Raw genomic sequence first — 21,499 nt, 5'->3', positions numbered from 1 at the left:
ACGGACAACTTGTGGTGCGGGGGGTGGACCACTTTCCGGGGCCGCCCCGGGGCTCAGTGCTCCTCGGCTTCCGCGCCCTGGATGTAGCTCGCGGTCAACACGGTGAAGACGTAGGCCTGCAGGAAGACCACCAGGAGCTCGAGGAGCGTGAGCGCGATGGTCATCAGCCAGGACAGGACCGAGATGGGCGCCAGGGCGACGTTCGCGTTCAGCATCGCGAACCCGCCGAGGGTGAAGACGAGCAGCAGCATGTGCCCGGCGAACATGTTGGCGAACAACCGGACGGCCAGCGAGAAGGGCCGCACCAGGAACGTCGAGAAGAACTCGATCGGGATCAGGATCGGCAGGACGAACCACGGCGCCGGGGGGATGAGCGAGTTGCGCATGTATTTGCGGAACCCGAACTTCTTGATGCCGACGTAGTTGAAGAGCACGTAGCTGATCAGCGCCAGGAACGCCGGGAACGCGATGTGCGAGTTCGGCGAGATCTGGGCGACCGGGACGATGCTCCACAGGTTGTTGAAGATGATGAACAGCAGGAGCGTGGCGAGATAGGGCGCGAAGCGCACACCACGGGCGCCCAGCATCTCGACCGCGATGTTGTTGCGGACGAAGCCGTAGGCCGACTCGGCGATCCACTGCGCGCGGCCCGGCACCAGCTGGGGCTTCCGGTAGGCGAGCAGGAAGAAGATCATGATAATCGCGGTGCTGACCCAGACCAGCGCCGTGATTTTGGTGAACCACAGCGAGTCGGGGGCGCCCCACGGCACGATCGCGGGCAGGTAGAAGTCGCCCACCTCTGGTGGAAACGGAACGTCGCTCTGGAGAGCGACCGCCTGTCCGATCACCGCGTCCCTTCCCTCATGAACTGCCGGGCCCCGGTGGTGGGGCGCCGATGCGCTGGATGACCAGATAGATCCCGCCCGCGCAGCCGATCACCACACCGATCCCGGTGATCACGCCGCCGGTGTGGAGCCACCGGTCGACCAGCCAGCCGATGAACCCCCACACCGCCATCCCACCGATGAGGTAGGACAGAGCGGTCCAGCCGAGGTCGGCCCCCGTCGCCGGTCGGGCGTCGGGGTCCTTGTCGGAGTGCTGCGAGGGTTGGTCACCGGCCATGACGCGGGAACCGTATCAGCCGGTAGAGGGAGGCGAAGACACGACCCCCGCACGCTCAGGCTGCGCGGGGGTAATGGGATGATGGATCTGCCTCTGCGCTCACGCTACTCCTCCGGCCCCCGCAGTGGGGTCACCCAAGGGTCGCGTTAACGACGAAATCTTCTGGCGTGCACGGTCACGATCCACCAGATCTGGGTCGCTGTCCATGCCAACACGCCGGCCACGATGCCTACGGAGAGTGGCTTCAAGCCCGCCCACCCGGTCGACGCGACGACCAGCATCAGGCCGCCCAGCAGGCTCAGCTTGGCGACGTAGACGCCCATGCCGAACGGCATGACCAGCTTGCTGTCGAGCTTGTCGGCCCAGGCGATGGCCAAAGTGGATGCCAGGTAACTGCCCGTAGCGATCAGCACACCGAGGGCGGCGGCGAACGCGCCGACACCGCCCGCGAACACGGCACCCAGGACGGCCGCGCCCACGGTCATCACCGCGGCGGCGATCAGGATGGGCGGCAGGTGCCGCAGGCGCCAGTTGCGGTCCGCGTCGGCCGCGGACGCGTCAGGGGTACGGGCAGAGGTCGTCGACATCGCGTCGCAGTCTACGTCGGCCCGGCCAGCCGCCCGGAACGTGCCGTTGATTCGGAAACACCCGGGCATAGTGGAACAGGTGAGATGCCTCGTCACCGGCGCGACCGGCTACATCGGCGGCCGCCTCGCCCCCCGCCTGCTCGACGCCGGCCACCAGGTCCGCTGCCTGAGCCGCTCGCCCGAGAAGCTGCGCGACGTCCCGTGGGCCGACCGGGTCGAGGTGGCCAAGGGCGACCTGGGCGACCCGGCCTCGCTGCCCGCCGCGTTCGAGGGCGTCGACGTCGCCTACTACCTGGTCCACTCCCTCGGCCGCCCCGACTTCGAGGACCTCGACCGGGCCAACGCCACCGCGTTCGCCACGGCCGCCCGCGACGCCGGCGTGCGCCGCATCGTCTACCTCGGCGGCCCCGAGCCGCCGCCCGGTGACCAGAGCTCGGCCCACCTGCGCTCCCGGGCCGAGGTCGCGCGGATCCTGCTCGACAGCGGCACCCCGACGGCGGTGCTGCGCGCCCCGATCATCCTCGGCTCGGGGTCGGCGTCGTTCGAGATGCTGCGCTACCTCACCGAGCGGCTGCCGGCCATGGTCACCCCGCGCTGGGTGCGCAACCGGATCCAGCCGATCGCCGTCCGCGACGTGCTGCGCTACCTGATCGGGGCGGCGTCGTTGCCGGCCGACGTCAACCGGGGCTTCGACATCGGCGGACCGGACGTGCTGACCTTCGCCGACATGATGCGGCGGTACGCCGCGGTGGCCGGACTCCCCCGCCGGGTCATCGTGCCGGTCCGGCCGTTGACCCCGAGCCTGTCCTCGCACTGGGTCGGCCTGGTCACCCCCGTGCCCAACTCGATCGCCCGGCCGCTGGTGGAGAGCCTGATCCACGAGGCGGTGGCGCACGAGCACGACATCGCCGACTACGTGCCGGACCCGCCGGGCGGCCTGATCGGCTTCGACCGGGCCGTCGAGCTCGCGCTGGCCAAGGTGCGCGACTTCGACGTGGAGACGCGCTGGTCCGGCGCGGGGTCACCGGCCGATCCGCTGCCCACCGACCCGGGCTGGTCCGGTGGCAGCGTCTACACCGACGTGCGCGAGCGGGCGGTCGACGCCGACGCCGCGATGCTGTGGCGGGTCATCGAGGGCGTCGGGGGCGAGAACGGCTGGTACTCGTTCCCGCTGGCCTGGTCGGTCCGGGGTTGGCTGGACCGGCTGGTCGGCGGCGTCGGCCTGCGCCGCGGCCGGCGTGACCCGAACCGACTCCACGCGGGCGACGCGCTCGACTTCTGGCGGGTCGAGGAGATCGTGCCGGGCGAGCTGCTGCGGCTGCGGGCCGAGATGCGGTTGCCCGGGCGCGCCTGGCTGGAGCTGCGGGCCGAGCCCGACGGTCCGGGTCGGTCCCGCTATCGGCAGCGGGCGGTGTTCCTGCCCCACGGGTTGGCCGGGCACGCGTACTGGAAGGCGGTCTCGCCGTTCCATGCGGTGATCTTCGGCGGGATGGCCCGCAACATCGCCCGCGGCGCCGAGAACCCTAGCGACCCAGGACTTCCCTCACCTGCGTCGCCGAGACCGGGCCTTCACGGAGCACCCGCGGACCGTCCGGACCGGTGAGGGTCACCAGCGTCGAGGCCAGCGTGTGCCGGATCGACGTGTGGTCGACCACCACCGGGACCTGCTCCCCCGCCTCCCACTCCAGCGAGGCGAGCACGTCGGCGTCGACCGGCCGCGACTCCGCGCCCGACGGGTTGAGGCTGGTCGCCGTCACCGGGACGCCGGCCGCGGCGATCACCTGCAGCGTGGCCGGGTGGTCGGGCACCCGGATGCCGACCGTGCCCTGGTGGGTCACCAGCTTGTCGGGCAGCTCGCTGGTCTGCTCGACCACGACGGTCAGCGGGCCCGGGGTGAACGCGCCGATCACCCGCCGGGCCTCCGGCGTCAGCACCCCGTAGTGCGCGGCCATCTCGAGCGACGCGCAGGCGATGTGCATCGGGTGGTTGAGGTCGCGCTGCTTGGCCTTGAACACCCGCAGCACGGCCGCCTCGATGGTCGCGGCCCCGGCCAGCATGTAGCCGGTCTCGGTCGGCAGCACCGCCAGCCCGCCACCGGCCAGCACGGCCGCCACGTCCTCGGCGTCGCCGAGCCGCAACAGCCCCGACGGTGAGCCGGGCGTGAGCCAGCGGGCGTTGACCATGTCTGTCCTTTCGGGACGTCAGTTCGGGATGAGCAGGCGGGCCAGCGGCACGACGGTCTCCTCGATCTCGTCGGCCACGCGGCTGAACGTCTGGTCGCCGCGGCCCCACGGGTCGTCGAGGTCGTCGCCGGGCAGCGGCGCGGCGCCCCGGCGGGCGGCGTCGACCGCCTCGACCAGGGCCACACCGCGGGCGTACACGGAGTCGGGGGTGAGCTCGCCGTCGGGCAGGGCCGCCGGGTCGACGACCGGCAGCAGCCGGCCGAACTCGCCGAGCACGAACGTGCGCGGTGCGGCGTCGGCGCGCAGGGCGACGACGTAGTCCTGCTGGTCGGCGGTCGCCGTCAGCACCAGGTCGGCCGCGTCGATGTGCTCCGAGAGGAGTTTGCGGGCGGCGAACCCGGCCGGGTCGCCACCGCGGGCGCGGACCTGGCGGGCCGCCGGCGGGTTCATCTCCTCGCCGTCGTGCCAGCCGCCGGTGCCGGCGCTGTGGCTGAGCACCAGCTCGTCGGCGTCGGGGGCCGCCGCTCCCGCCGGCACGCGGGCCAACCGCTGCCGCACCGCGAGCACGAGCAGGCGCTCGGCCATCGGCGACCGGCAGATGTTGCCCATGCACACGTGCAGGACGGTGAACGGCGGCACGGTCACAGCTCCACGGCGATGCCGGGGACCACGTCGCGCAGCTTCTCGATGGGAATGCCGCCCTCGCGCAGGAGCCGCGGCACGTCGCCGGTCACGTCGACCATCGTGCTGGGCACCGGGTCGGCGCTGGGGCCGGCCTCGAGGTAGACGCGGACCGCGTACTCGAGCTGCTCCCGGGCCTCCTCGGCGGTGGTCGGCGCGGGCCGGCTGCCCTTGTTGGCGGAGAGCACCGCCATCGGGCCGGTCTCGCGCAGCACCTCGAGCGCGACCGGGTGCAGCGGCATCCGCACCGCGATCTGCCCGCCGGTCTCGCCCAGGTCCCACTGGAGGGTGGGCGAGTGCTCGATGATGATCGTCAACGGGCCGGGCCAGAACGCCTCGACCAGGTCGCGGGCCGACTGCGGCAGCGAGAAGACCAGGCCGTCGAGGGTGTGCCGGGAGCCGACCATGACCGGCGGCGCGGCGCCCCGGTCGCGGCCCTTGGCCGTCTGCAACTGCGCCACCGCGTGCGGGGTGAACGCGTCGGCGCCCAGCCCGTAGACCGTGTCGGTCGGGAACACCACCAGCTCGCCGGACTTGACCGCCTCGATCGCGGCGGCGATCCCCCGGTCGCGGTCGGCGATCGACCGGCAGTCATAGAGCATCACGAGGAGCCAGTCTGCCACGACAAGCTGTCCGACCTACGGCGGGCAGTGGTGAATCGAGGACGGCCTGTGAGATCCGCATGCGCCTCGACCCGGTCAAAGCGGCCGTCGTTTCGCAGCAGCTCCGGCAGCACCACCGCGTGCTCCTCGTCGTGTTCGAGGGCCAGCCCGCCACCGGGGCGCAGCAGCGCCGCCGCCCGCTCGATCACCGGACGCACCACGGCCAGCCCGTCGGGGCCGCCGAACACCGCGGTCGCGGGATCGAACCTGTCCACCTCCGGTGGGACAGGAGTGCCCTCCGGTACGTAGGGCGGGTTGCTCAGCAGCACGTCCACCCGGCCGCGCAGCTCCGCCAGCAGGCTCGGGTCGGCCACGTCGCCCGCCACCACCCGGGCGTCGGGGGCGAGGTCGGCGGCGTTGCGGCGCAGCCACTCGAGGGCGGCCGGTGACTTCTCCACGGCGTACACCGTCGCGGTCGGCACCTCCTGGGCCACCGACAGGGCGATCGGGCCTGGTCCCGCGCACAGGTCGACCACCACCGGCGCGGCGAGGGTGCGGGCCAGGTCGATCCCCCAGCCGGCCAGCAGCTCGGTCTCCGGGCGGGGCACGAAGGCGCCCGGTCCGACCGCGAGCTCCAGGTGCCGGAAGGCCGCCGTACCCGTCAGATATTGCAGAGGCTCCCGATCATGACGGCGATCGACCAGCCGGCGGTACGCGTCGGCCTGCGCCGCGGTGAACCCGTCGGCGAGCAACAGGCGCCCGCGCGACACGCCGAGAACGTGAGCCGCCAGCAGCTCGGCGTCGTTTCGTGGGGATTCGACCCCCGCGGACGCCAACCTCGCCGTCGCATCGGCGATCATTGGTGCGACGCGGATCGTCGTCCCTTCGGTCGGCTGTCGTCGGCGGCCCGTCACGCGATAATCATTGACGCTCGACCACGCGACGGTTGCAGAAGGGGGTCACTCGGTGGGTTGGCTCGACCGGGTCCCCGACCAGGTTGACGCGTTGCGCCAGGCGCGCGCGCTGATGATGCAGAGCCGCTCCGCCGACGCCTGCGTCGTGCTCGACCGCGTCCTCGAGACCACCGCCGAGCCCAACACCCGCGCCGACGCGCTGATCCAGCGGCTGTCGGCGGTGCTCAACCTGGGCCGCACCGCCGAATATGCCGCGGCCGTCGACCGCGCGCTGGAGTGTGCCCGTGAGGCCGGCGACCCCTACCTCATCGGCCACGCCCACGCCCTCGCCGCGCTCGCCGCCCACCACCAGGGCGCCCTCGACCGCTGCGTCACCCACTTCGTGCAGAGCGCCAGCCACCTCGCCCGCGTGCAGGACCCGGACGGCGACACCGCCTGGGGCTGGCACGACCTGGCGATGGCCTACTCCTACCTGAGCTTCCACGGCTACGCGCTCGGCGCGATCGAGCGGGCCCGGCAGATCGGCGCGTCCACCGGGCTGCCCGAGGAGCTGTTCGCGGCGCCCGGCATCCGGCTGCGCAACGCGGTCGCGCTCGACCACTCCGGCGACTCCGACGGCTGCCTGCGGGTGCTGCGCGACATCGGCGTCGACCTGTGCCGGTTCCTCGAGGCCGACGGCGGGGCGCGCCTGCGCCCTTCGACCATCACCGCCTACGGCTACGCGGCCGCCCGCCGCGGCGCCCTCGGCGAGGACCTCGACGACGACGTGTCCGCCCTGCTGGCCGCCGGCGGCGACGGGGCCCGCGCCCGCGACCTGCGCCAGCTCGGTGACGTGTGCCTGGCGATCGCCGAGGGCCGCCCGATCGAGGCGCTGGCCCGGCTCGGCACGATCACCATCTCGCCGCAGACACTGGGTGCCGCCGAGCCGGAGCGGCTGCGCAGCCTGATCTACGCCCGGGCCGGCGACCACGCCGCCGCGCACCGCGCCGACCGCAAGGCGTTCCGGCTCGCCGCCCAGCGCAGCGACCGGCTCCAGACCGTCTACGTCGACGGCATCGCGGCCCAGATCGAGCGCGAGGAGCTGCGCCGCACCGCTATGCAACTGGCCGGCGAGGCGCTCACCGACCCGCTGACCGGGCTGCCCAACCGCCGCCAGCTCGAGCGCTACGTCGCGGCCATGGTCGCCCGCGGCGAGGCGGCCGTGATCGGCGTCTGCGACCTCGACGGTTTCAAGGCCGTCAACACCGAGCACGGCCACCACTCCGGCGACCTCGTGCTGCAGCGCATCGCCGGCGTGATCCACCGGGTGATGCGGCGCGGCGACTTCGTGGCCCGCTACGGCGGCGACGAGTTCGTGGTGGTGCTGCCCGGCGCCGGCATGGCCGAGGCCGCCGACGTGGCCCGGCGGATCGGCGCCGCGGTCGCCGCCGAGGACTGGCAGGCGCTGGTGCCCGGCACGCCGGTCGGTGTCAGCGTCGGCTTCGCCGAGGTCAAGGGCTCCGGACCGGCGCTGCGTGACGCCCTCGGGCAGGCCTTCGAGATCGCCGACCGCGAGATGCTGCGGGCCAAGCGCCGCCCGCGCGCGGCGTCCTGACCCGCAGGTTGAGCAGCAGCAGCCCCAGCACGATCATCAGTCCGCCGACCACGCTGGCCTCCACGGTGGAGAGCCGGATCTGGGTGTACGGCAGTGGGAAGCCCGTGCGGAACAGCGGCCCCGGCCGGGGCGCGGCGCCGCTGGCGGTCAACACGTTCTCGGCCACGTTGTCGGCGCTGTTGGGGTCGGCCGGGCGGCCCTCGACGCCGGCCCGGCCGGCGAGCTGCCCGGGAGCGGTAACCCTCGTGCCGAGCGTGAGCGTCACCTCCCCGCCGGCGGCCAGGTCGCCGATCAGCCAGCGGCCGGTCTCCTGGTCGTAGTCGCCCGCGTCGAACGAGGCGGACGAGAACGCCAGCCCGCTGTTGGGCGGGTCGGTGACGGTGACGCCCCGCGCCAGGTCCGGGCCGGCGTTGCGGACGGTCAGGATGATCGCGACCTCCTGACCGAACACCGGCGTCTCGTTGCTGACCTCCCGCGTGATCGCGAGGTCGGCGGCCTGGACGGTGGGCGCCGCGCGGCCGACGGTGTCACCCGGCGTCGGGTCGTCGGCGCCGCTGCGGGTGACCAGAACGGCGGGGTCGCTCCTGGCGGGCACGGTGGCCAGCGACCGGACCGTCCAGGTGGCGGTGGTGCCCGGCGCCAGCGTGCCGACGCGCCAGCGGGCGGCGGTGGCGAGCTCGCCCGTGCGCACCGGCAGGCCCGTCACCTGGCCCGCCGTCACCGCCGAGGCCAGGAAGGTGCCGGTGAGCGCGGGATCGGCGACCTCGACGTCGGTCGCCGGGTCGGGGCCCTTGTTGGTGACCGTGACCGCGTAGTCGATCGGGTCCCCCGGGCCCGCCATTGTCGGGGTCACCTTGGCGGTGAGCGTGAGGTCGGCCCGGGTTCGGCGGGCGCCGGCCGGCGGGGTGACTCGTATCGCGGCGGTGGCCAGGTCGTCGCGGCTGTCGCCGTCGGGCGGGGTCGAGCTGACCAGGGCGGCGGCGGCCGTGACGGTCGCGGCGGTCGTGCCTTTCACCTTGAGCGTCAGCGTCGCGGTCCGGCGGACCGGGAGCGCGCCGACGGTCCACAGCAGACCGTCGAATGTGCCCTGTGTCCCGGCGGGGCCGGTGACGGCGAGGCCGGCCGGCAGCGGCACAGCGACCTTGATGTCGCTGGCCGGCAGCAGACCGGCGTTGCGGGCGGTGATGGTGAGGGTGGCGTCCTGGCCGGGCTTGACCGTGGTCGGGGTTGCTTTGGCGGTGAGGGTCAGCTGCGCGGTGGTCGGTAGCCCACCCGGCGGCAGCTTGACCTCCGGCCGCGGGGCGGGCGAGGCCGTCGGCCGACGTGTCGGCTGCGCCGCTGGCGCTATGCCAGGAAGCCCGAGCACGAGCCCGAGCGGCACGGAAGCGGCCGCGAGCCGAAACCACCTCACACCAGCCACACTAGCCACATAACGGACAGGCGTCCGGCGTTTGGGGCGTCAAGTCGGGCTTGACGCTAGGCGGCGCGTCAACCCACAATTGACGCATGGCGCCACTCGACGTCTCGGTCGACGACCTGATCATCGCGCTCGAGCGCGACCTGCCCGACGCCGACCCGGTGGTCCGCGTCGGCGAGGCCCGCTCCCGGGCCCGCGCTCTCGGCGACCTCGGTGACCAGCTGATCGACCACTTCATCCGCGCGGCCCGGCAGAGCGGGGCGTCGTGGAGCCAGATCGGCGACGCGATGGGCGTCTCCAAGCAGGCCGCGCAGCAGCGCGGCACGAGCCGGTTCGCGCGGTTCACCGAGCGGCCGGCCCAGGTCGTCAAGGACGCGCAGGCCCTGGCCCGCGAGCGCCGCGACGGGCAGGTCGAGCCCGAGCACGTTCTCGTCACCCTGCTCGGCGCGACCGAGGCGCTGGCCGCCAAGCTGGTCCGCGCGCTCGGCGCCGACCCGGCCGCGCTGGCCGAGACGGTGACGGCCCGCCTGCCCGCGGCTCCCGGCGAGACCGCGACCGAGCACGTGCCGTTCTCCGCCGCCGCCAAGAAGCTGCTGGAAGAGACGACCCAGAGCGCGCTCGACCTCGGCCACAACTACGTCGGCACCGAGCACATCCTGCTCGGGCTGCTGCGCATGCCGGAGACGCCGGCGGGCCAGGTGCTCCATGAGGCCGGGTTCAGCTATGACCGCACGAAGCAGACGGTGGAGACCGCGCTGCTCGGCTTCCAGCACCGCGCCAAGGGGTGACCAGCCGCTACGGCGCCGTCGACGCGCACTACCCGGCGTCCGGCGGTGCCCGGGCGGCGCTCGTCGTCGCCGGTGAGCCACGGTTCGCCACGCTGACCGAGGAGCACGTGGCCGAGGTCGACACCGTTCCGGCGTACCGCCCGGGTTTCTTCTTCGAACGTGAGCTGCCGGCGATCCGCGCGGTCCTGGCCACGGCGGCGCCGGTCGACCTGCTGGTGGTGGACGGCTACGTCGACCTTGATCCGGCGAGCCGGCCGGGGCTGGGCGCGCGCGTACACGAAGAGGTCGGCAAGCCGGTGGTGGGTGTCGCCAAGACGGCGTTTTGGGCGGCGACGCACGCCGTGCCGGTGGTCCGCGGCGCGGGCGCGCGGCCGCTCTGGGTGACCGCGGTCGGCATCGACGTGGCCGACGCCGCCGCGATGATCAGCGCGATGGCCGGGGCGCACCGCATCCCGGACGCGCTGCGCCGGGTCGACCGGCTGGCCCGGTCACTGCCGGGATAGCTCGGTCTCCCCCGCGAGCCGGGCGGCCCGGTCGGCCTCGGTCAGCGCGTCCAGCACGCCGTCGAGGTCACCGGCCAACACCAGATCGAGGTTGTACGCGGTGTAGCCGATCCGATGGTCGCTGATCCGGTTCTGCGGGAAGTTGTAGGTGCGGATGCGCTCGGAACGGTCGACGGTACGCACCTGCGCCTTGCGGGCGTCGGACGCGGCCGCGTCGGCCTCCTCCTGGGCGGCGGCGAGGAGCCGGGCGCGCAGGATCCGCATCGCCTGCTCGCGGTTCTGGAGCTGGCTCTTCTCGTTCTGGCAGCTGACCACGATGCCGGTGGGCAGGTGCGTGATGCGTACCGCCGAGTCCGTGGTGTTGACCGACTGACCGCCGGGGCCCGACGAGCGGAACACGTCGACCCGGATGTCGCCGGGATCGATCGTCACGTCGACGTCCTCGGCCTCGGGCAGCACGAGCACGCCGGCCGCGGAGGTGTGGATCCGGCCCTGCGACTCGGTCACGGGAACGCGCTGCACCCGGTGCACGCCGCCCTCCCACTTGAGGCGGGACCAGACGCCGTTGCCGCCCTCGGGCACGCCCTTGGTCTTGACGGCGAGCGAGACGTCCTTGACACCGCCAAGGTCCGAATCCTGCGCGTCGATCACCTCGGTGACCCAGCCGTGCCGCTCGGCGTAGCGGGTGTACATGCGCAGCAGGTCGCCGGCGAACAGCGCCGACTCCTCGCCGCCCTCGCCCGCCTTGATCTCGACGATCACGTCCTTGGCGTCGTGCGGGTCGCGCGGCATGAGCAGCTCCGCGAGCCGCTCCTCCAGCGCCGGCAGCCCGGCCGAGATCGCCTCGACCTCACCGGCGAACGACGGGTCCTCGGCGGCCAGCTCGCGCGCGGCGGTCAGGTCGGCGCGGGTCTGCTCGAGCTCGTCGTTGGCCTTGCGGATGGGCGCCAGCTCGGCGAACCGGCGACCGACGCGGCGCGCCGTGTTCTGGTCGGCGTGGATCGCCGGGTCCGCGAGCCGCTTCTCCAGCTCGTCGTACTCGTCGAGCAGCCCCGCGAGTCGATCCACGCTCATCCTGCGCTCCTTTGGGCCTTTCGCTTGCGAACAGACGACGGCGCCCACCCCCGCGAACTCGCGAGAGGGGCGCCGTCAGCGCAGCTACTTCTTCTTGGCCTGAACCTTGGCGTACTTCTGCTGGAACTTGGCCACGCGGCCGGCGGTGTCGAGAACGCGCTGCTTACCGGTGTAGAACGGGTGGCAGGCGCTGCAGGTCTCGACGTGGATCTGACCGTTCTTCGCCGTGCTGCGGGTGGTGAAGGTGTTGCCGCAGGAACAGGTGACCTCGGTGGTCACGTACTGCGGGTGGATGTCGGGCTTCATAGCCGCCTCGGTCCTTTCGTCGATGGTCGCCGGGTCGTCCACCGATCGGACGTGAACCGGAACCTTGGCCGATTGACCAGTCTGCCATGCACTGGTCCGCCCGGTGTAACGCGGCCCCCGGACCACCCATTCCCGTGGGCGATGATTGATCCCATGCCGCCCCGCGCGCCCCGGTTGATCATCACCCGCGGCCTGCCCGCGTCCGGAAAGACCACCTATGCGAGGTCCCTGCAACCGTGGGTGGTCCGCGTCAACCGCGACGACCTCCGCCGCATGCTGCACGGCGAGCCCCTGCTGACGGACCGGGCGGAGCGGGCGGTCACGGTCGCCTCGTTCACCCTGGTGGAGAACCTGCTGGGCGCCGGCATCGACGTCTGCGTCGACGACACCAACCTGCGCCAACGCCTGGTACGCGACTGGGCCTGGCTCGCCGCCCGCCACGGCGCCACATTCTCGGTGCAGGACTTCACGGACGTGCCGGTCGACGAATGCGTACGCCGCGACGCCACCCGCCCCAAGGACGAGCAGGTGGGCGAGGCGGCGATCCGCTCGATGTGGCGCCGCTACCTCTTCGGGCGGCCGCTGCCGCTGCCGGTGCCGACGGTGGCGGAGGCGCCGCCGCTGGACCGCTACTCGCCGCCTCCCGCGGCCCCTGAGGTGGTCCTGGTCGATATCGACGGCACGGTCGCCCTGCTCGGGGATCGCCACCATCTCGATCTGCATCGGGTCACCGAGGACCAGCCGAACCACGCGGTGATCGCCGCGGTGCGCGCCATGCACGCGGCGGGCTATGGGGTCATCTACTGCACGGGGCGCGAGGAGAGCGCGCGGGCCGACACGGAGGCCTGGCTGGCGGAGCACGTCGCGGTCCCCTACATCACCCTGCACATGAGGGCGTACGGCGACAGCCGCCGCGACGCGGTCGTCAAGCGGGACATCTTCCAGCGTGAGATCGCGGCTGAGTATCGGGTGGTCGGGGTGTTCGACGACCGTCAACACGTGGTGAAGATGTGGCGCGATCTTGGGCTGACGGTGTTTCAGGTTGCTGAGGGCGACTTCTGAGTCTCTGGTTGCGGCTCGTGGTTCTGGTGGAGGTCCTCGTCGGGCTTCGCCTCAGGGCATCAGGATCTCCGGATGGGGACAAGGTCGTTCGTCCGGTGGGGCGCTCCACCTTGTCCCCATCCGGAGATCCTGATTGGTGCCGGGCTACGCCCGCCGAGGACCTCCACCCCCTGCCTCCGGGGAGAGGGGTGGGCAAGGGGTTGGTCTCGTGGCCGGGGGTGGTCGCGCCGGTTGCGCGATCACCGACACGAGCCTGGCCGCAGCGCCGGGTCATCGCGGCTGGCTACGCCGCGACCGACACAAGCCGCGGACCTCGGCCCGCCGCCAGCTCACCACCGCGCGCCAGCCCACGACCGACACAAGCCGCGGACCTCGGCCCGCCGCCAGCTCACCACCGCGCGCCAGCCCACGACCGACACAAGCCGCGGACCTCGGCCCGCCGCCAGCTCACCACCGCGCGCCAGCCCACGACCGACACAAGCCGCGGACCTCGGCCCGCCGCCAGCTCACCACCGCGCGCCACGCCACGCGGCCGGCAGCGCAGCGACCGACCAAGCCGCGGACCTCGGCCCGCCGCCAGCTCACCACCGCGCGCCAACCCACGCGGCCGGCAGCGCAGCGACCGACCCAAGCCGCCGACCTCGACCCGCACCGCCAGCTCACCACCCCGCGCCGCGCCCCGACCTGCACGACCGCGGACCCCGCCCGCCCCACCAACTCACCACCGCGCCGACGACCCCGACCGGCACGAACCGCGACCCGGCTCGCACCACCAACTCACTACCGCGCGCCACGCCACGACCGGCAGCGCCGCTAAACCAGGCCCGCAGTTGATCGACGCGGGCGCACAGCGGCCCGACATCGCCTTCGACGCTTACGCCAGGCGCCGAGATAACCCCAGACCAGAACCCACACGGGCGGTCGCGAGCGGCCAGACGGTGACCTGCGAAGCGGGACACGCCCGTGATCGCCGACCTCCGCACCGGCACGGAGGCGCCTCACGGCAGTCTGTTGGTTCAGCTCAGCCATTTGCGCTGAACCCGCGCGCCTGACCTGGACCATCCAGCGATGGCAGCTTGATCCAGTGCAGCCCAGCCGGGAATCAGCGCCGCCTAGCCATGATCGTGTGCAGCCCGCCTGGGCGCTGCACGGCGTGTCGTCCAGACCACGCACACACGATCATGCAGACACGCCACCGCGGACCCGACCCAACACACATGATCACCGGCAGCGCCGCCGCCACTCCGCGCCACGGCAAAGATCGTGCGAAGTCATAACCGCGACAGGCGCGACAACCCCAGGCCCGAGACAAACCCCGTGCCCCCACCCCTCCCCCGGAGGCAGGGGGTGGAGCTCCTCGTCGGGCGCAGCCCGGCAGAAACCAGGATCTCCGGACGGGGACAAGGTGGAGCGCCCAACCGGACGAACGACCTTGTCCCCGTCCGGAGATCCTGGTGCCCTAAGGCGAAGCCCGACGAGGAACTCCACCCCCACACGGACCGCAACCAAAGAGAACTAGTGCCGCACCGGACAAGCCGGCCGCAGCGTAGGTGACGGCACCACCCGAGACGGCGCCGCCGGCGGCACCGCCTGCGTCGGAATGCTCGGCCGCGGCCCAGCCACAACGGCAGGCGAGACCGGCGCCCGCTGCGCATGCGCCCGATGCCCATGCAGAGCCAAAGCCCGGGCGTCAGCGTCCAGGTAGAAGTTCGGCCGCTGGTCGGCCTCGTGGTAGTAGCGGTGGAACACGCCGGTCGCCCCGCCGGACATCGGCGGCACGATCCACGTCCAGTCGGCCGGCACCTCGCGGCCCGCCTTGGCCTCGTTGCGGATGTGTGCCAGGAAGCGGTCCGACTCCGTGTGGTGGTCCGTGATCTTGACGCCCGCACGCTCGAAGGACCACAGGACCGCCCGGTTGAGCTCGACCAGGGCCCGGTCCCGCCACAGCGTGTTGGGCTTCGAGGTGTCCAGGCCCATCAACCGCGCCACCACCGGCACCATGTTGTAGCGGTCCGGGTCCGCGAGGTTGCGGGCGCCGATCTCGGTGCCCATGTACCAGCCGTTGAACGGCGCCAGCGGGTAGTGCACGCCGCCGATGGTCAGGCGCATATTGGAAATCGCCGGGACCGCGTGCCAGCGCAGGCCGAGCTCCGCGAACCAGCCGAACTCGGGATGCGCGAGCGGCACCTCCAGCACCGCCCGCTCCGGCAGGTCGAACAGGCGCACCCCGTGCGCGGGCGTCTCGATCGCGACCGGGAGCACGTCGAAGGCGTCGCCCTTGCCGCGCCAGCCCAGGTCGCGCATCGACTCCGTGAAGGTGACCGCGCGTGGGTCGCCGGTGACGCCGCCGTTGACGTCGCGGTAGCCGGCGTAGCGGATGAGCTGCTCGTTCCAGATCCGGGCGTACGGGCGGCCGGGCTGGGCCTGCGGGAAGATCGAGATCACCGGGCGGATGGCGCCGGGCTCGCGGTTGGCCGCCGCGGTGCCGCCGGCCATGCACAGGTGGCGCACGACCAGGGCGAAGATCTCCTCGGGCGTACGCGCACGGCGCCGGTCGAGCACCACCAGGCTCCGCCAGTAGAGGCGGCCGATGCAGCGGCTCGAGTTGCGCCACGCGACCCGGGCGCCGTAGGCGAGCTCGTCCGGCGTGTGGACGTAGGTGCCCGTGGCGGCGATCTGTGCCCGCACCACCGCCAGCCGCGGCTCGACCGACCCCAGCTTGCGGTTGTCGGCGTAGCACATCCGCAGGAAGTCCTCGGCCTCGGCGAAGTCCACCGGAGCGTCCGGATCCCAGCCCTCGGAGGGCATGTCGCGGTAACCCGGTGTCGTCATCGCGCCTCCCAGATTGATGACGTCGTCAACAGACGCACGCGCGCACAGTGATGCCGCCGCAGTCGGGGGGCAGCCCTCGGAGCGCAGTGTGAGGAGAGTTTCACCTGGGGTCATGCTTTGATCGGACAGCTTGTGCGATCGAGTGGCCCGCGCGCGCGACAAGTCCTGGGCTGGGAAAACATGAAAACGGCCCTACCTGCGAAGGTAGGGCCGTTCTCGAGCGTCGCGGTCGCGACCGGGGTCACTCTCCCGGGGTCGACTTGGCGATCGTGCGTAGGAACTCGATGTTGGTGCGGGTCTGCTTGAGTCGGTCGAGCAGCAGGTCGAGCGCTGCCTGGGACTCGAGCGAGTGCAGCACCTTGCGGAGCTTGTGCGTGATCGCCAGCTCTTCCGGCGCGAGCAGGATCTCTTCCTTACGCGTGCTGGACGGGTGGATGTCGATCGCGGGGAACACCCGCTTGTCGGCGATCTTCCGGTCCAGCTTGAGCTCGGCGTTGCCCGTGCCCTTGAACTCCTCGAAGATGACCGTGTCCATCATGGAACCGGTCTCCACCAGCGCGTTGGCGATGATGGTCAGCGACCCGCCGTTTTCGATGTTGCGGGCCGCGCCGAGGAAGCGCTTCGGCGGGTAGAGCGCCGTCGAGTCGATGCCGCCGGAGAGGATCCGGCCGCTCGCCGGGGCCGCCAGGTTGTAGGCGCGGCCGAGGCGGGTGATCGAGTCGAGCAGCACGACCACGTCGTGACCGAGCTCCACCAGCCGCTTGGCCCGCTCGATGGCGAGCTCGGCGACCGTGGTGTGGTCCTGCGGCGGCCGGTCGAACGTGGACGAGATGACCTCGCCCTTGACCGAGCGCTGCATGTCGGTGACCTCTTCGGGGCGCTCGTCGATGAGCACGACCATGAGGTGCACCTCGGGGTGGTTGCGGGTGATCGCGTTGGCGACCGCCTGCTGGATCATCGTCTTGCCGGCCTTCGGAGGCGACACGATCAGCGCCCGCTGCCCCTTGCCGATCGGCATGATCAGGTCGATCACGCGGGTCGTCAGGATGTGCGGCTCGGTCTCCAGCCGCAGGCGCTCCTGCGGGTAGAGCGGGGTCAGCTTGTAGAACTCGGGGCGGCGCTTGGCCTCCTCCGGGTCCATGCCGTTGACCGTGTCGAGCCGGACCAGCGGGTTGTACTTGTCGCGCCGCTGCTCGCCCTCGCGGGCCTGGCGCACCGCGCCGGTGACGGCGTCGCCGCGCCGCAGGCCGTATTTCTTGACCTGGGACATGGAGACGTAGACGTCGTTGGGGCCGGAGAGGTAGCCCGTGGTGCGGACGAACGCGTAGTTGTCGAGCACGTCGACGATGCCGGCGACGGGCACGAGCACGTCGTCGTCGTTGACCTGCGGGTCACGGCTCTCGCGGCCCTCACGGCCCTCGCCGCCGCCCTCGGCCCGGTCGCCCCGGCCACGCCGGCGGTCACGGAAGCGGCTGCGCCGGCTGCGCCGACCGCCGCCCTCGCCGTCGTCGTCACCATCGAGATCGCGGTTGTCGCGACCGTCGCGCTGGCTGTCGGCCTGGCCGTCGCGGCGGCCGTCACCGTGGCCGTCGCCCCGGCGGCCGTCGCGCTGGCCGCGCTCGTTGCGGTCACCACGGTCGCCGCGCTCGCCGCGGTCGCCCCGCTCGTTGCGGCCCGAGGACCGCTCGTCGGTGCGCTCGCCACGCTCCTGACGGTCGCCCCGGTCGCCGCGGTCGCCACGGTCACGGCCGCCGTCCCGGGAGTCACGGTCGCCCCGCGAGTCACGGTCGCCCCGGGAGTCACGGTCGGACCGCTCCTCCTCGCGCTCGTCGACCTTGGGCTCGACGGTGGCCGAGGCGGACGCCGACGTGCGGGTGCGCCGGGACCGCTGGCCGCCCTCGGCGGCGACGGTCGCGGGCGCCTCGATGGTCGCCACGGCGGACGGAGCCCCCGCGGTCGCGGCGGCCACACCCGCCGGAGCCGTTGCGCCGCCCCCCGCGGGCGCCGTGTCGGCCTGGGCCGGAGCGCTCTCGGACGCCGAGGCCTGCGACTCGGACCGCGGACGCGGCGTGCCGCCGGCCGGGGCGCCGTTCTGACGCTCGGAGATAGCGGTGATCAGCTCGCCCTTGCGCATCCGGGCGGTGCCGGAGATGCCGAGGGACGCGGCCAGGCTCTGCAGCTCCGGCAGGAGCATCGCGGACAGACCGCTGCCGCGCCGGCGTCGGGTGCCGGTGGTCGTGGCGTCGTCAGCGACGTTGGTGACATCCGACGTCACGCCGGTGGTGTCGCTCAATGGATTCCTTCCCTCGATAGGCCGGGGCTGCCCGGGTTTGGGTAGATCAGGTGGCCGGGCGGCCTCGGTGCACCCGCCTCGCTTGACGCGTCACGGGGTTTCGCACGCCAACTCATCGCGGGCTCATGTGGTGCGGCGTAAGCCGAGGCAAGAAATTGACGGACGTGCCGTCGATAGCTTCGGGGATGCGCCGCCCCGCAGATCGCATGCTTCGCGGCTGTGCTAGGTCTAGAGCGTAATCAACTCTTCCGACCTGCGGCAACAGGGGCCCGCTCGGCGTGTCCGAGTCTACCTGAACCAATCCTGGCGCCGGCTACGTCTATGGCCAACTCGACCGCACGCCACGGTATTCCCATTTCCAGGTCACGAGGTGGGCTGGTCAGCGCCAGCACGGTGGGTCCTGCCCCACTGACCACCGCCGCCACGCCGCGACCACGCAGCTCATCGACGAGCGCCGCGGTCGCGGGCATGCCGGGCGCCCGGTAGCCCTGGTGGAGCTTGTCGGCGGTGGCCGGGAACAGCAGCTCCGGCGCGCTGGTCAGGGCGTGCACCAGCAGCGCCGCGCGGCCGGCGGTGTAGGCGGCGTCGCGGTGCGGCACCGTCGCCGGCAGCGCCGCCCGGGCCTCGGCGGTCAGGCCGCGGTCGTCGGGGATGAAGACCGTCGGCCGGATCGACTCGGCCGGAGTCAGCCGCTCCGCGCGGAAACCGCCGGTGACCTCGTCGGACCAGGCGATGACGAAGCCGCCCAGCAGGCACGGCGCGACGTTGTCGGGATGGCCCTCGAGCTCGGCCGCCAGCGCCAGCGCGGCCGCGTCGTCGAGCAGCGTGGTGCCGTCGCGGACCAGCGCCCGGGCGAGCTGGACGCCGGCGACGATCGCCGCCGACGACGAGCCGAGCCCCCGGGCCTGCGGGATGCGGTTGACGCACTCGATCGCGACGCCGGGCGGCTGGCCGCCGAGCCGCTCGAACGTCGCCGCCATCGCCCGCGCGACCAGGTGGTCGGCGCCGGTCGGTAGCTCGCCGGCGCCCTCGCCGGTCACGTCGACGTGCCAGCCGCGGTCGGTGACCCAGGCGGCGACGTCGTCGTGCAGGCCGAGGGCCAGCCCGAGCGAGTCGAAACCAGGACCGAGGTTGGCACTGGTCGCCGGCACCCGCACGCGCACAGCGCCCTCGACGAAGGTCACTCCCATGCCCCGCACTTTAGAACCCACCCCCGACAGAAAAGCGGCGCGTCAGGAATCTGGCGGGCGGAACTCCGGCTCCGCCTCCGCCGGCGACCGGACCGGCCGGCCGGCCGCACGCAGCGCCTGCCGCAGCGCGTACTCGATCTGGGCGTTGACGCTGCGCAGGTCGTCGGCCGCCCAACGGGCCAGCGCGTCGTAGACCGCGGGATCGAGGCGCAGCAGCAGCTTCTTGCGCTCGGCCATGCTCAGTAGAGCGTGCCCGCGTTGACCACCGGCGACACGGCCCGGTCGCCGCAGAGCACCACCAACAGGTTGGCCACCATCTGCGCCTTGCGCTCCTCGTCGAGCTCGACCACGTGCTCCTCGCTGAGCCGCTCCAGCGCGGTGGAGACCATCCCGACCGCACCTTCGACGATCTTGTAACGGGCGCTCACGATGGCGGAGGCTTGCTGCCGGGCCAGCATGGCCTGCGCGATCTCCGGCGCGTAGGCCAGGTGCGTCACCCGCGACTCGAGCACCTCGACACCGGCCAGCGCGAACCGCTCCGCGAGCTCGGCGGTGAGCTGCTCGCTGACCACGGTGGAGTCGCGCAGGCTGGTCGCACCGGGCTCGTGCGCCTCGTAGGGATAGGTGGTGGCCATGTGCCGTACCGCGGCTTCGGCCTGCACCGCCACGTAGCGCACGTAGTCGTCGACGCCGAACGCCGCATTGGCCGAGTCGACCACCCGCCACACCACCACGGCGCCGATCTCCACCGGGTTGCCGTCGGCGTCCGAGACCTTGAGCTTCTGGGTCTCGAAGTTACGCACGCGCAGGGTGATCCGGCGCCGGTCGGTCAGCGGCCAGGTCCAGTGGAAGCCGGCGTCGCGGATCGAGCCGACGTAGCGCCCGAAGAACTGCACGACCTGGGCGTCGTTGGGGTTGACCACGATGAACCCGGTCGCGCCGACGAGCACGACGAAGCCGAGGACGCTGGTCACGGTGATGGTGGCCGGCCCGGGCGCCACGACGATGACGACCACCGCGACGGCGGCCAGCACGAGGAGCAAGAGCAGGGCGGCGAAACCGGGTAGCCGGAAGGCGCGCTTCTCCATCGATACCCTCCCAGTATCAGAGTGATATCACTACGATACCGCAGGAGCGCTCGTCAGCGACAGCCGCCGGGTCGCCAGCCACCAGCCGACCGCGTACAGCAGGGTGACCGCGCCGCAGCCGGCCAGGATGACCCGCTCGTCGAGGGTGTCCACGACGGCGGCCACGCCGAGTTGGCTGATCGAGATCGCCAGCGTCGCCAGCATCAGGTCGGTGGCGAAGACCCGGCCGCGCAGCCGGTCCGGCACCTCGGTCTGCAGCGCGTAGTTGGACATCGTCCAGTTGCTGCCGGCCGCGAAGTGGGCCAGGAAGACCAGCAGGAGCACGAGCGGGAACCAGGTCAGAACGGCGACACCGAGGTACGCGAGCCCGTAGGTCGACATCGACAACGCCAGCCCCGGCAGCAACAGCGCGCGCCGGGTCAGCACCGGCCGCAGCGCGAACGGGCCGACCAGCGCGCCGAGCCCGCGCAGCGCGAACAGCAGCCCCGCCCCGATCGGCCCGGCGCCGTAGACCGCGGCCAGCAGCGGGAAGACGGTCAGCACCCCGTTGCCCAGGCCGACCGCCGACTTCACCGTGACCAGGGCCCGCACGGTCGGTCGCCCGGCGATGTAGCGCAGCGCCTCGCCGATCGCCGTGAACGCGCGGGTCACCGGCTCCCCCGCGTCCCGCGGCGCCTGCAGCGGCCCGCGGATCCGCCCGGCCAGCAGCGCCGCGCCGGCCAGCGCGGCGGCGGCGATCCAGAAGCAGGCGTACGGGCTGAGCACCGCGGACAGGATGCCGCCCAGCGACGCGCCGAGCACTGCCATCGTGCCCCAGGCCGAACCACCCAGCGTGGTCGCGAGGCCCAACTGGTCGGCGGGGACCACATTGGGCAGTGCCGCGGAAGCAGCCGGCGAGTAGAAGCCCTTGGCCACCGCCATCCCGCCGACCACCGCGATGGCCAACCAGGCGGTGCCGGGGGTGCGCACGAACAGCAGGAGCAGCAGCACGCCGAGGCAGGCCAGGTTGGACCCGATCATCACCTTGCGGCGGTCGAGCCGGTCGGCGATGGTCCCGGCGTACGGCAGCACCAGGGCGGTCACGCCGGTGTCGGCGGCCAGCACGAACGCGCCCCAGGTGCCGCTGCCGGTCAGCTCCGGCAGCAGCACCAGCAACGGCACCATGACGAACCAGTCGGAGCCGAAGACCACGAGCTCGGCGACGAACAGCCGACGGAAGTCGGGCTGGCGGGCCAGAAGGGAAAGGAGCGGGGGCACTCAAGG

21 protein-coding genes are annotated in these 21,499 nt (G+C 72.5%); 5 read left to right on the top strand and 16 right to left on the bottom strand.

Features of this window, described 5'->3' with window-relative positions:
• Positions 1-53 precede the first annotated feature (53 nt).
• The 3 genes from atpB to O7635_RS15780 form a co-directional block, all read right to left on the bottom strand.
• Entirely contained in the window at positions 54-848 is a 795-nt protein-coding gene (gene atpB, locus O7635_RS15790; RefSeq protein ID WP_278081182.1) for a F0F1 ATP synthase subunit A, read from the bottom strand.
• A gap of 13 nt (positions 849-861) precedes the next feature.
• Entirely contained in the window at positions 862-1,122 is a 261-nt protein-coding gene (locus tag O7635_RS15785; protein WP_278081181.1) for an AtpZ/AtpI family protein, read from the bottom strand.
• Between the two features lie 146 nt (positions 1,123-1,268).
• On the bottom strand, positions 1,269-1,709 hold the full coding sequence (locus O7635_RS15780) for a hypothetical protein (protein ID WP_278081180.1): 441 nt from the start codon (positions 1,707-1,709) through the stop codon (positions 1,269-1,271).
• A 79-nt stretch (positions 1,710-1,788) separates the two neighbouring features.
• Here O7635_RS15780 and O7635_RS15775 point away from each other — a divergent pair, with 79 nt between their 5' ends.
• Positions 1,789-3,312 carry an SDR family oxidoreductase gene (locus tag O7635_RS15775; protein ID WP_278081179.1) on the top strand — a complete coding sequence of 508 codons (1,524 nt, stop codon included), beginning with the start codon at positions 1,789-1,791 and terminating at the stop codon, positions 3,310-3,312.
• Here O7635_RS15775 and O7635_RS15770 read toward each other — a convergent pair.
• The 4 genes from O7635_RS15770 to prmC are packed head-to-tail and all read right to left on the bottom strand — an operon-like array spanning position 3,233 to position 6,035.
• Entirely contained in the window at positions 3,233-3,892 is a 660-nt protein-coding gene (locus O7635_RS15770) for an L-threonylcarbamoyladenylate synthase (protein ID WP_278081178.1), read from the bottom strand. The genes O7635_RS15775 and O7635_RS15770 overlap by 80 nt on opposite strands.
• Positions 3,893-3,910: 18 nt before the next feature.
• Positions 3,911-4,531, bottom strand: coding sequence for a phosphotyrosine protein phosphatase (locus tag O7635_RS15765; RefSeq protein ID WP_278085491.1), 621 nt, complete (start codon positions 4,529-4,531; stop codon positions 3,911-3,913).
• Between the two features lie 2 nt (positions 4,532-4,533).
• Positions 4,534-5,175: an L-threonylcarbamoyladenylate synthase gene (locus tag O7635_RS15760; RefSeq protein WP_278085490.1), complete on the bottom strand. Its 642-nt coding sequence runs from the start codon at positions 5,173-5,175 to the stop codon at positions 4,534-4,536.
• On the bottom strand, positions 5,175-6,035 hold the full coding sequence (gene prmC, locus O7635_RS15755) for a peptide chain release factor N(5)-glutamine methyltransferase (protein ID WP_278081177.1): 861 nt from the start codon (positions 6,033-6,035) through the stop codon (positions 5,175-5,177). Before prmC ends, O7635_RS15760 begins: the two co-directional genes overlap by 1 nt.
• 106 nt (positions 6,036-6,141) lie before the next feature.
• On the opposite strand from prmC, the gene O7635_RS15750 reads away from it, so the two are divergent.
• Positions 6,142-7,683: a GGDEF domain-containing protein gene (locus O7635_RS15750; protein ID WP_278081176.1), complete on the top strand. Its 1,542-nt coding sequence runs from the start codon at positions 6,142-6,144 to the stop codon at positions 7,681-7,683.
• On the opposite strand, the gene O7635_RS15745 is transcribed toward O7635_RS15750, so the two are convergent.
• A complete protein-coding gene (locus O7635_RS15745; RefSeq protein WP_278081175.1) occupies positions 7,580-9,094 on the bottom strand; it encodes a DUF11 domain-containing protein in 1,515 nt (504 codons plus the stop codon). The two genes, O7635_RS15750 and O7635_RS15745, sit on opposite strands and share 104 nt — an antisense overlap.
• A 95-nt stretch (positions 9,095-9,189) precedes the next feature.
• Between O7635_RS15745 and O7635_RS15740 the strand changes: the two genes are divergently transcribed.
• Both O7635_RS15740 and O7635_RS15735 read left to right on the top strand, forming a co-directional pair.
• Positions 9,190-9,888 (top strand): Clp protease N-terminal domain-containing protein, encoded by a 699-nt coding sequence (locus O7635_RS15740; RefSeq protein WP_278081174.1) that lies wholly within the window; start codon positions 9,190-9,192, stop codon positions 9,886-9,888.
• A complete protein-coding gene (locus O7635_RS15735) occupies positions 9,885-10,391 on the top strand; it encodes an endonuclease V (protein WP_278081173.1) in 507 nt (168 codons plus the stop codon). The genes O7635_RS15740 and O7635_RS15735 overlap by 4 nt, the downstream gene beginning before the upstream one ends.
• Here the strand turns inward: O7635_RS15735 and prfA are convergent.
• Positions 10,377-11,465, bottom strand: coding sequence for a peptide chain release factor 1 (gene prfA / locus O7635_RS15730; protein ID WP_278081172.1), 1,089 nt, complete (start codon positions 11,463-11,465; stop codon positions 10,377-10,379). The genes O7635_RS15735 and prfA overlap by 15 nt on opposite strands.
• Before the next feature lie 84 nt (positions 11,466-11,549).
• Positions 11,550-11,771, bottom strand: a complete 222-nt coding sequence (gene rpmE / locus O7635_RS15725) for a 50S ribosomal protein L31 (protein ID WP_278085489.1) — start codon at positions 11,769-11,771, stop codon at positions 11,550-11,552.
• Between the two features lie 153 nt (positions 11,772-11,924).
• On the opposite strand from rpmE, the gene O7635_RS15720 reads away from it, so the two are divergent.
• Complete coding sequence (locus O7635_RS15720) at positions 11,925-12,833, top strand: AAA family ATPase (protein WP_278081171.1); 909 nt, start codon at positions 11,925-11,927, stop codon at positions 12,831-12,833.
• Between the two features lie 1,515 nt (positions 12,834-14,348).
• Here O7635_RS15720 and O7635_RS15715 read toward each other — a convergent pair.
• The 6 genes from O7635_RS15715 to O7635_RS15690 form a co-directional block, all read right to left on the bottom strand.
• The gene (locus O7635_RS15715) at positions 14,349-15,665 is read right to left on the bottom strand and encodes a nitric oxide synthase oxygenase (protein WP_278081170.1); all 1,317 of its coding nucleotides are present in this window, start codon (positions 15,663-15,665) and stop codon (positions 14,349-14,351) included.
• Positions 15,666-15,906: 241 nt separating this feature from the next.
• Complete coding sequence (rho, locus tag O7635_RS15710; protein WP_278081169.1) at positions 15,907-17,958, bottom strand: transcription termination factor Rho; 2,052 nt, start codon at positions 17,956-17,958, stop codon at positions 15,907-15,909.
• Between the two features lie 239 nt (positions 17,959-18,197).
• A complete protein-coding gene (gene thrB, locus O7635_RS15705) occupies positions 18,198-19,148 on the bottom strand; it encodes a homoserine kinase (protein ID WP_278081168.1) in 951 nt (316 codons plus the stop codon).
• 42 nt (positions 19,149-19,190) lie between these two features.
• Positions 19,191-19,385 carry a hypothetical protein gene (locus tag O7635_RS15700; RefSeq protein WP_278081167.1) on the bottom strand — a complete coding sequence of 65 codons (195 nt, stop codon included), beginning with the start codon at positions 19,383-19,385 and terminating at the stop codon, positions 19,191-19,193.
• A 2-nt stretch (positions 19,386-19,387) separates the two neighbouring features.
• Positions 19,388-20,236 carry an SPFH domain-containing protein gene (locus tag O7635_RS15695; protein ID WP_278081166.1) on the bottom strand — a complete coding sequence of 283 codons (849 nt, stop codon included), beginning with the start codon at positions 20,234-20,236 and terminating at the stop codon, positions 19,388-19,390.
• Between the two features lie 30 nt (positions 20,237-20,266).
• Complete coding sequence (locus O7635_RS15690; RefSeq protein ID WP_278081165.1) at positions 20,267-21,493, bottom strand: MFS transporter; 1,227 nt, start codon at positions 21,491-21,493, stop codon at positions 20,267-20,269.
• Positions 21,494-21,499: the final 6 nt, after the last annotated feature.

Source organism: Asanoa sp. WMMD1127 (assembly GCF_029626225.1).
Taxonomy (GTDB): Bacteria; Actinomycetota; Actinomycetes; order Mycobacteriales; family Micromonosporaceae; genus Asanoa.
The sequence above is the reverse complement of the archived record's forward strand: the minus strand, read 5'-3'. Positions and strand labels throughout refer to the sequence as shown.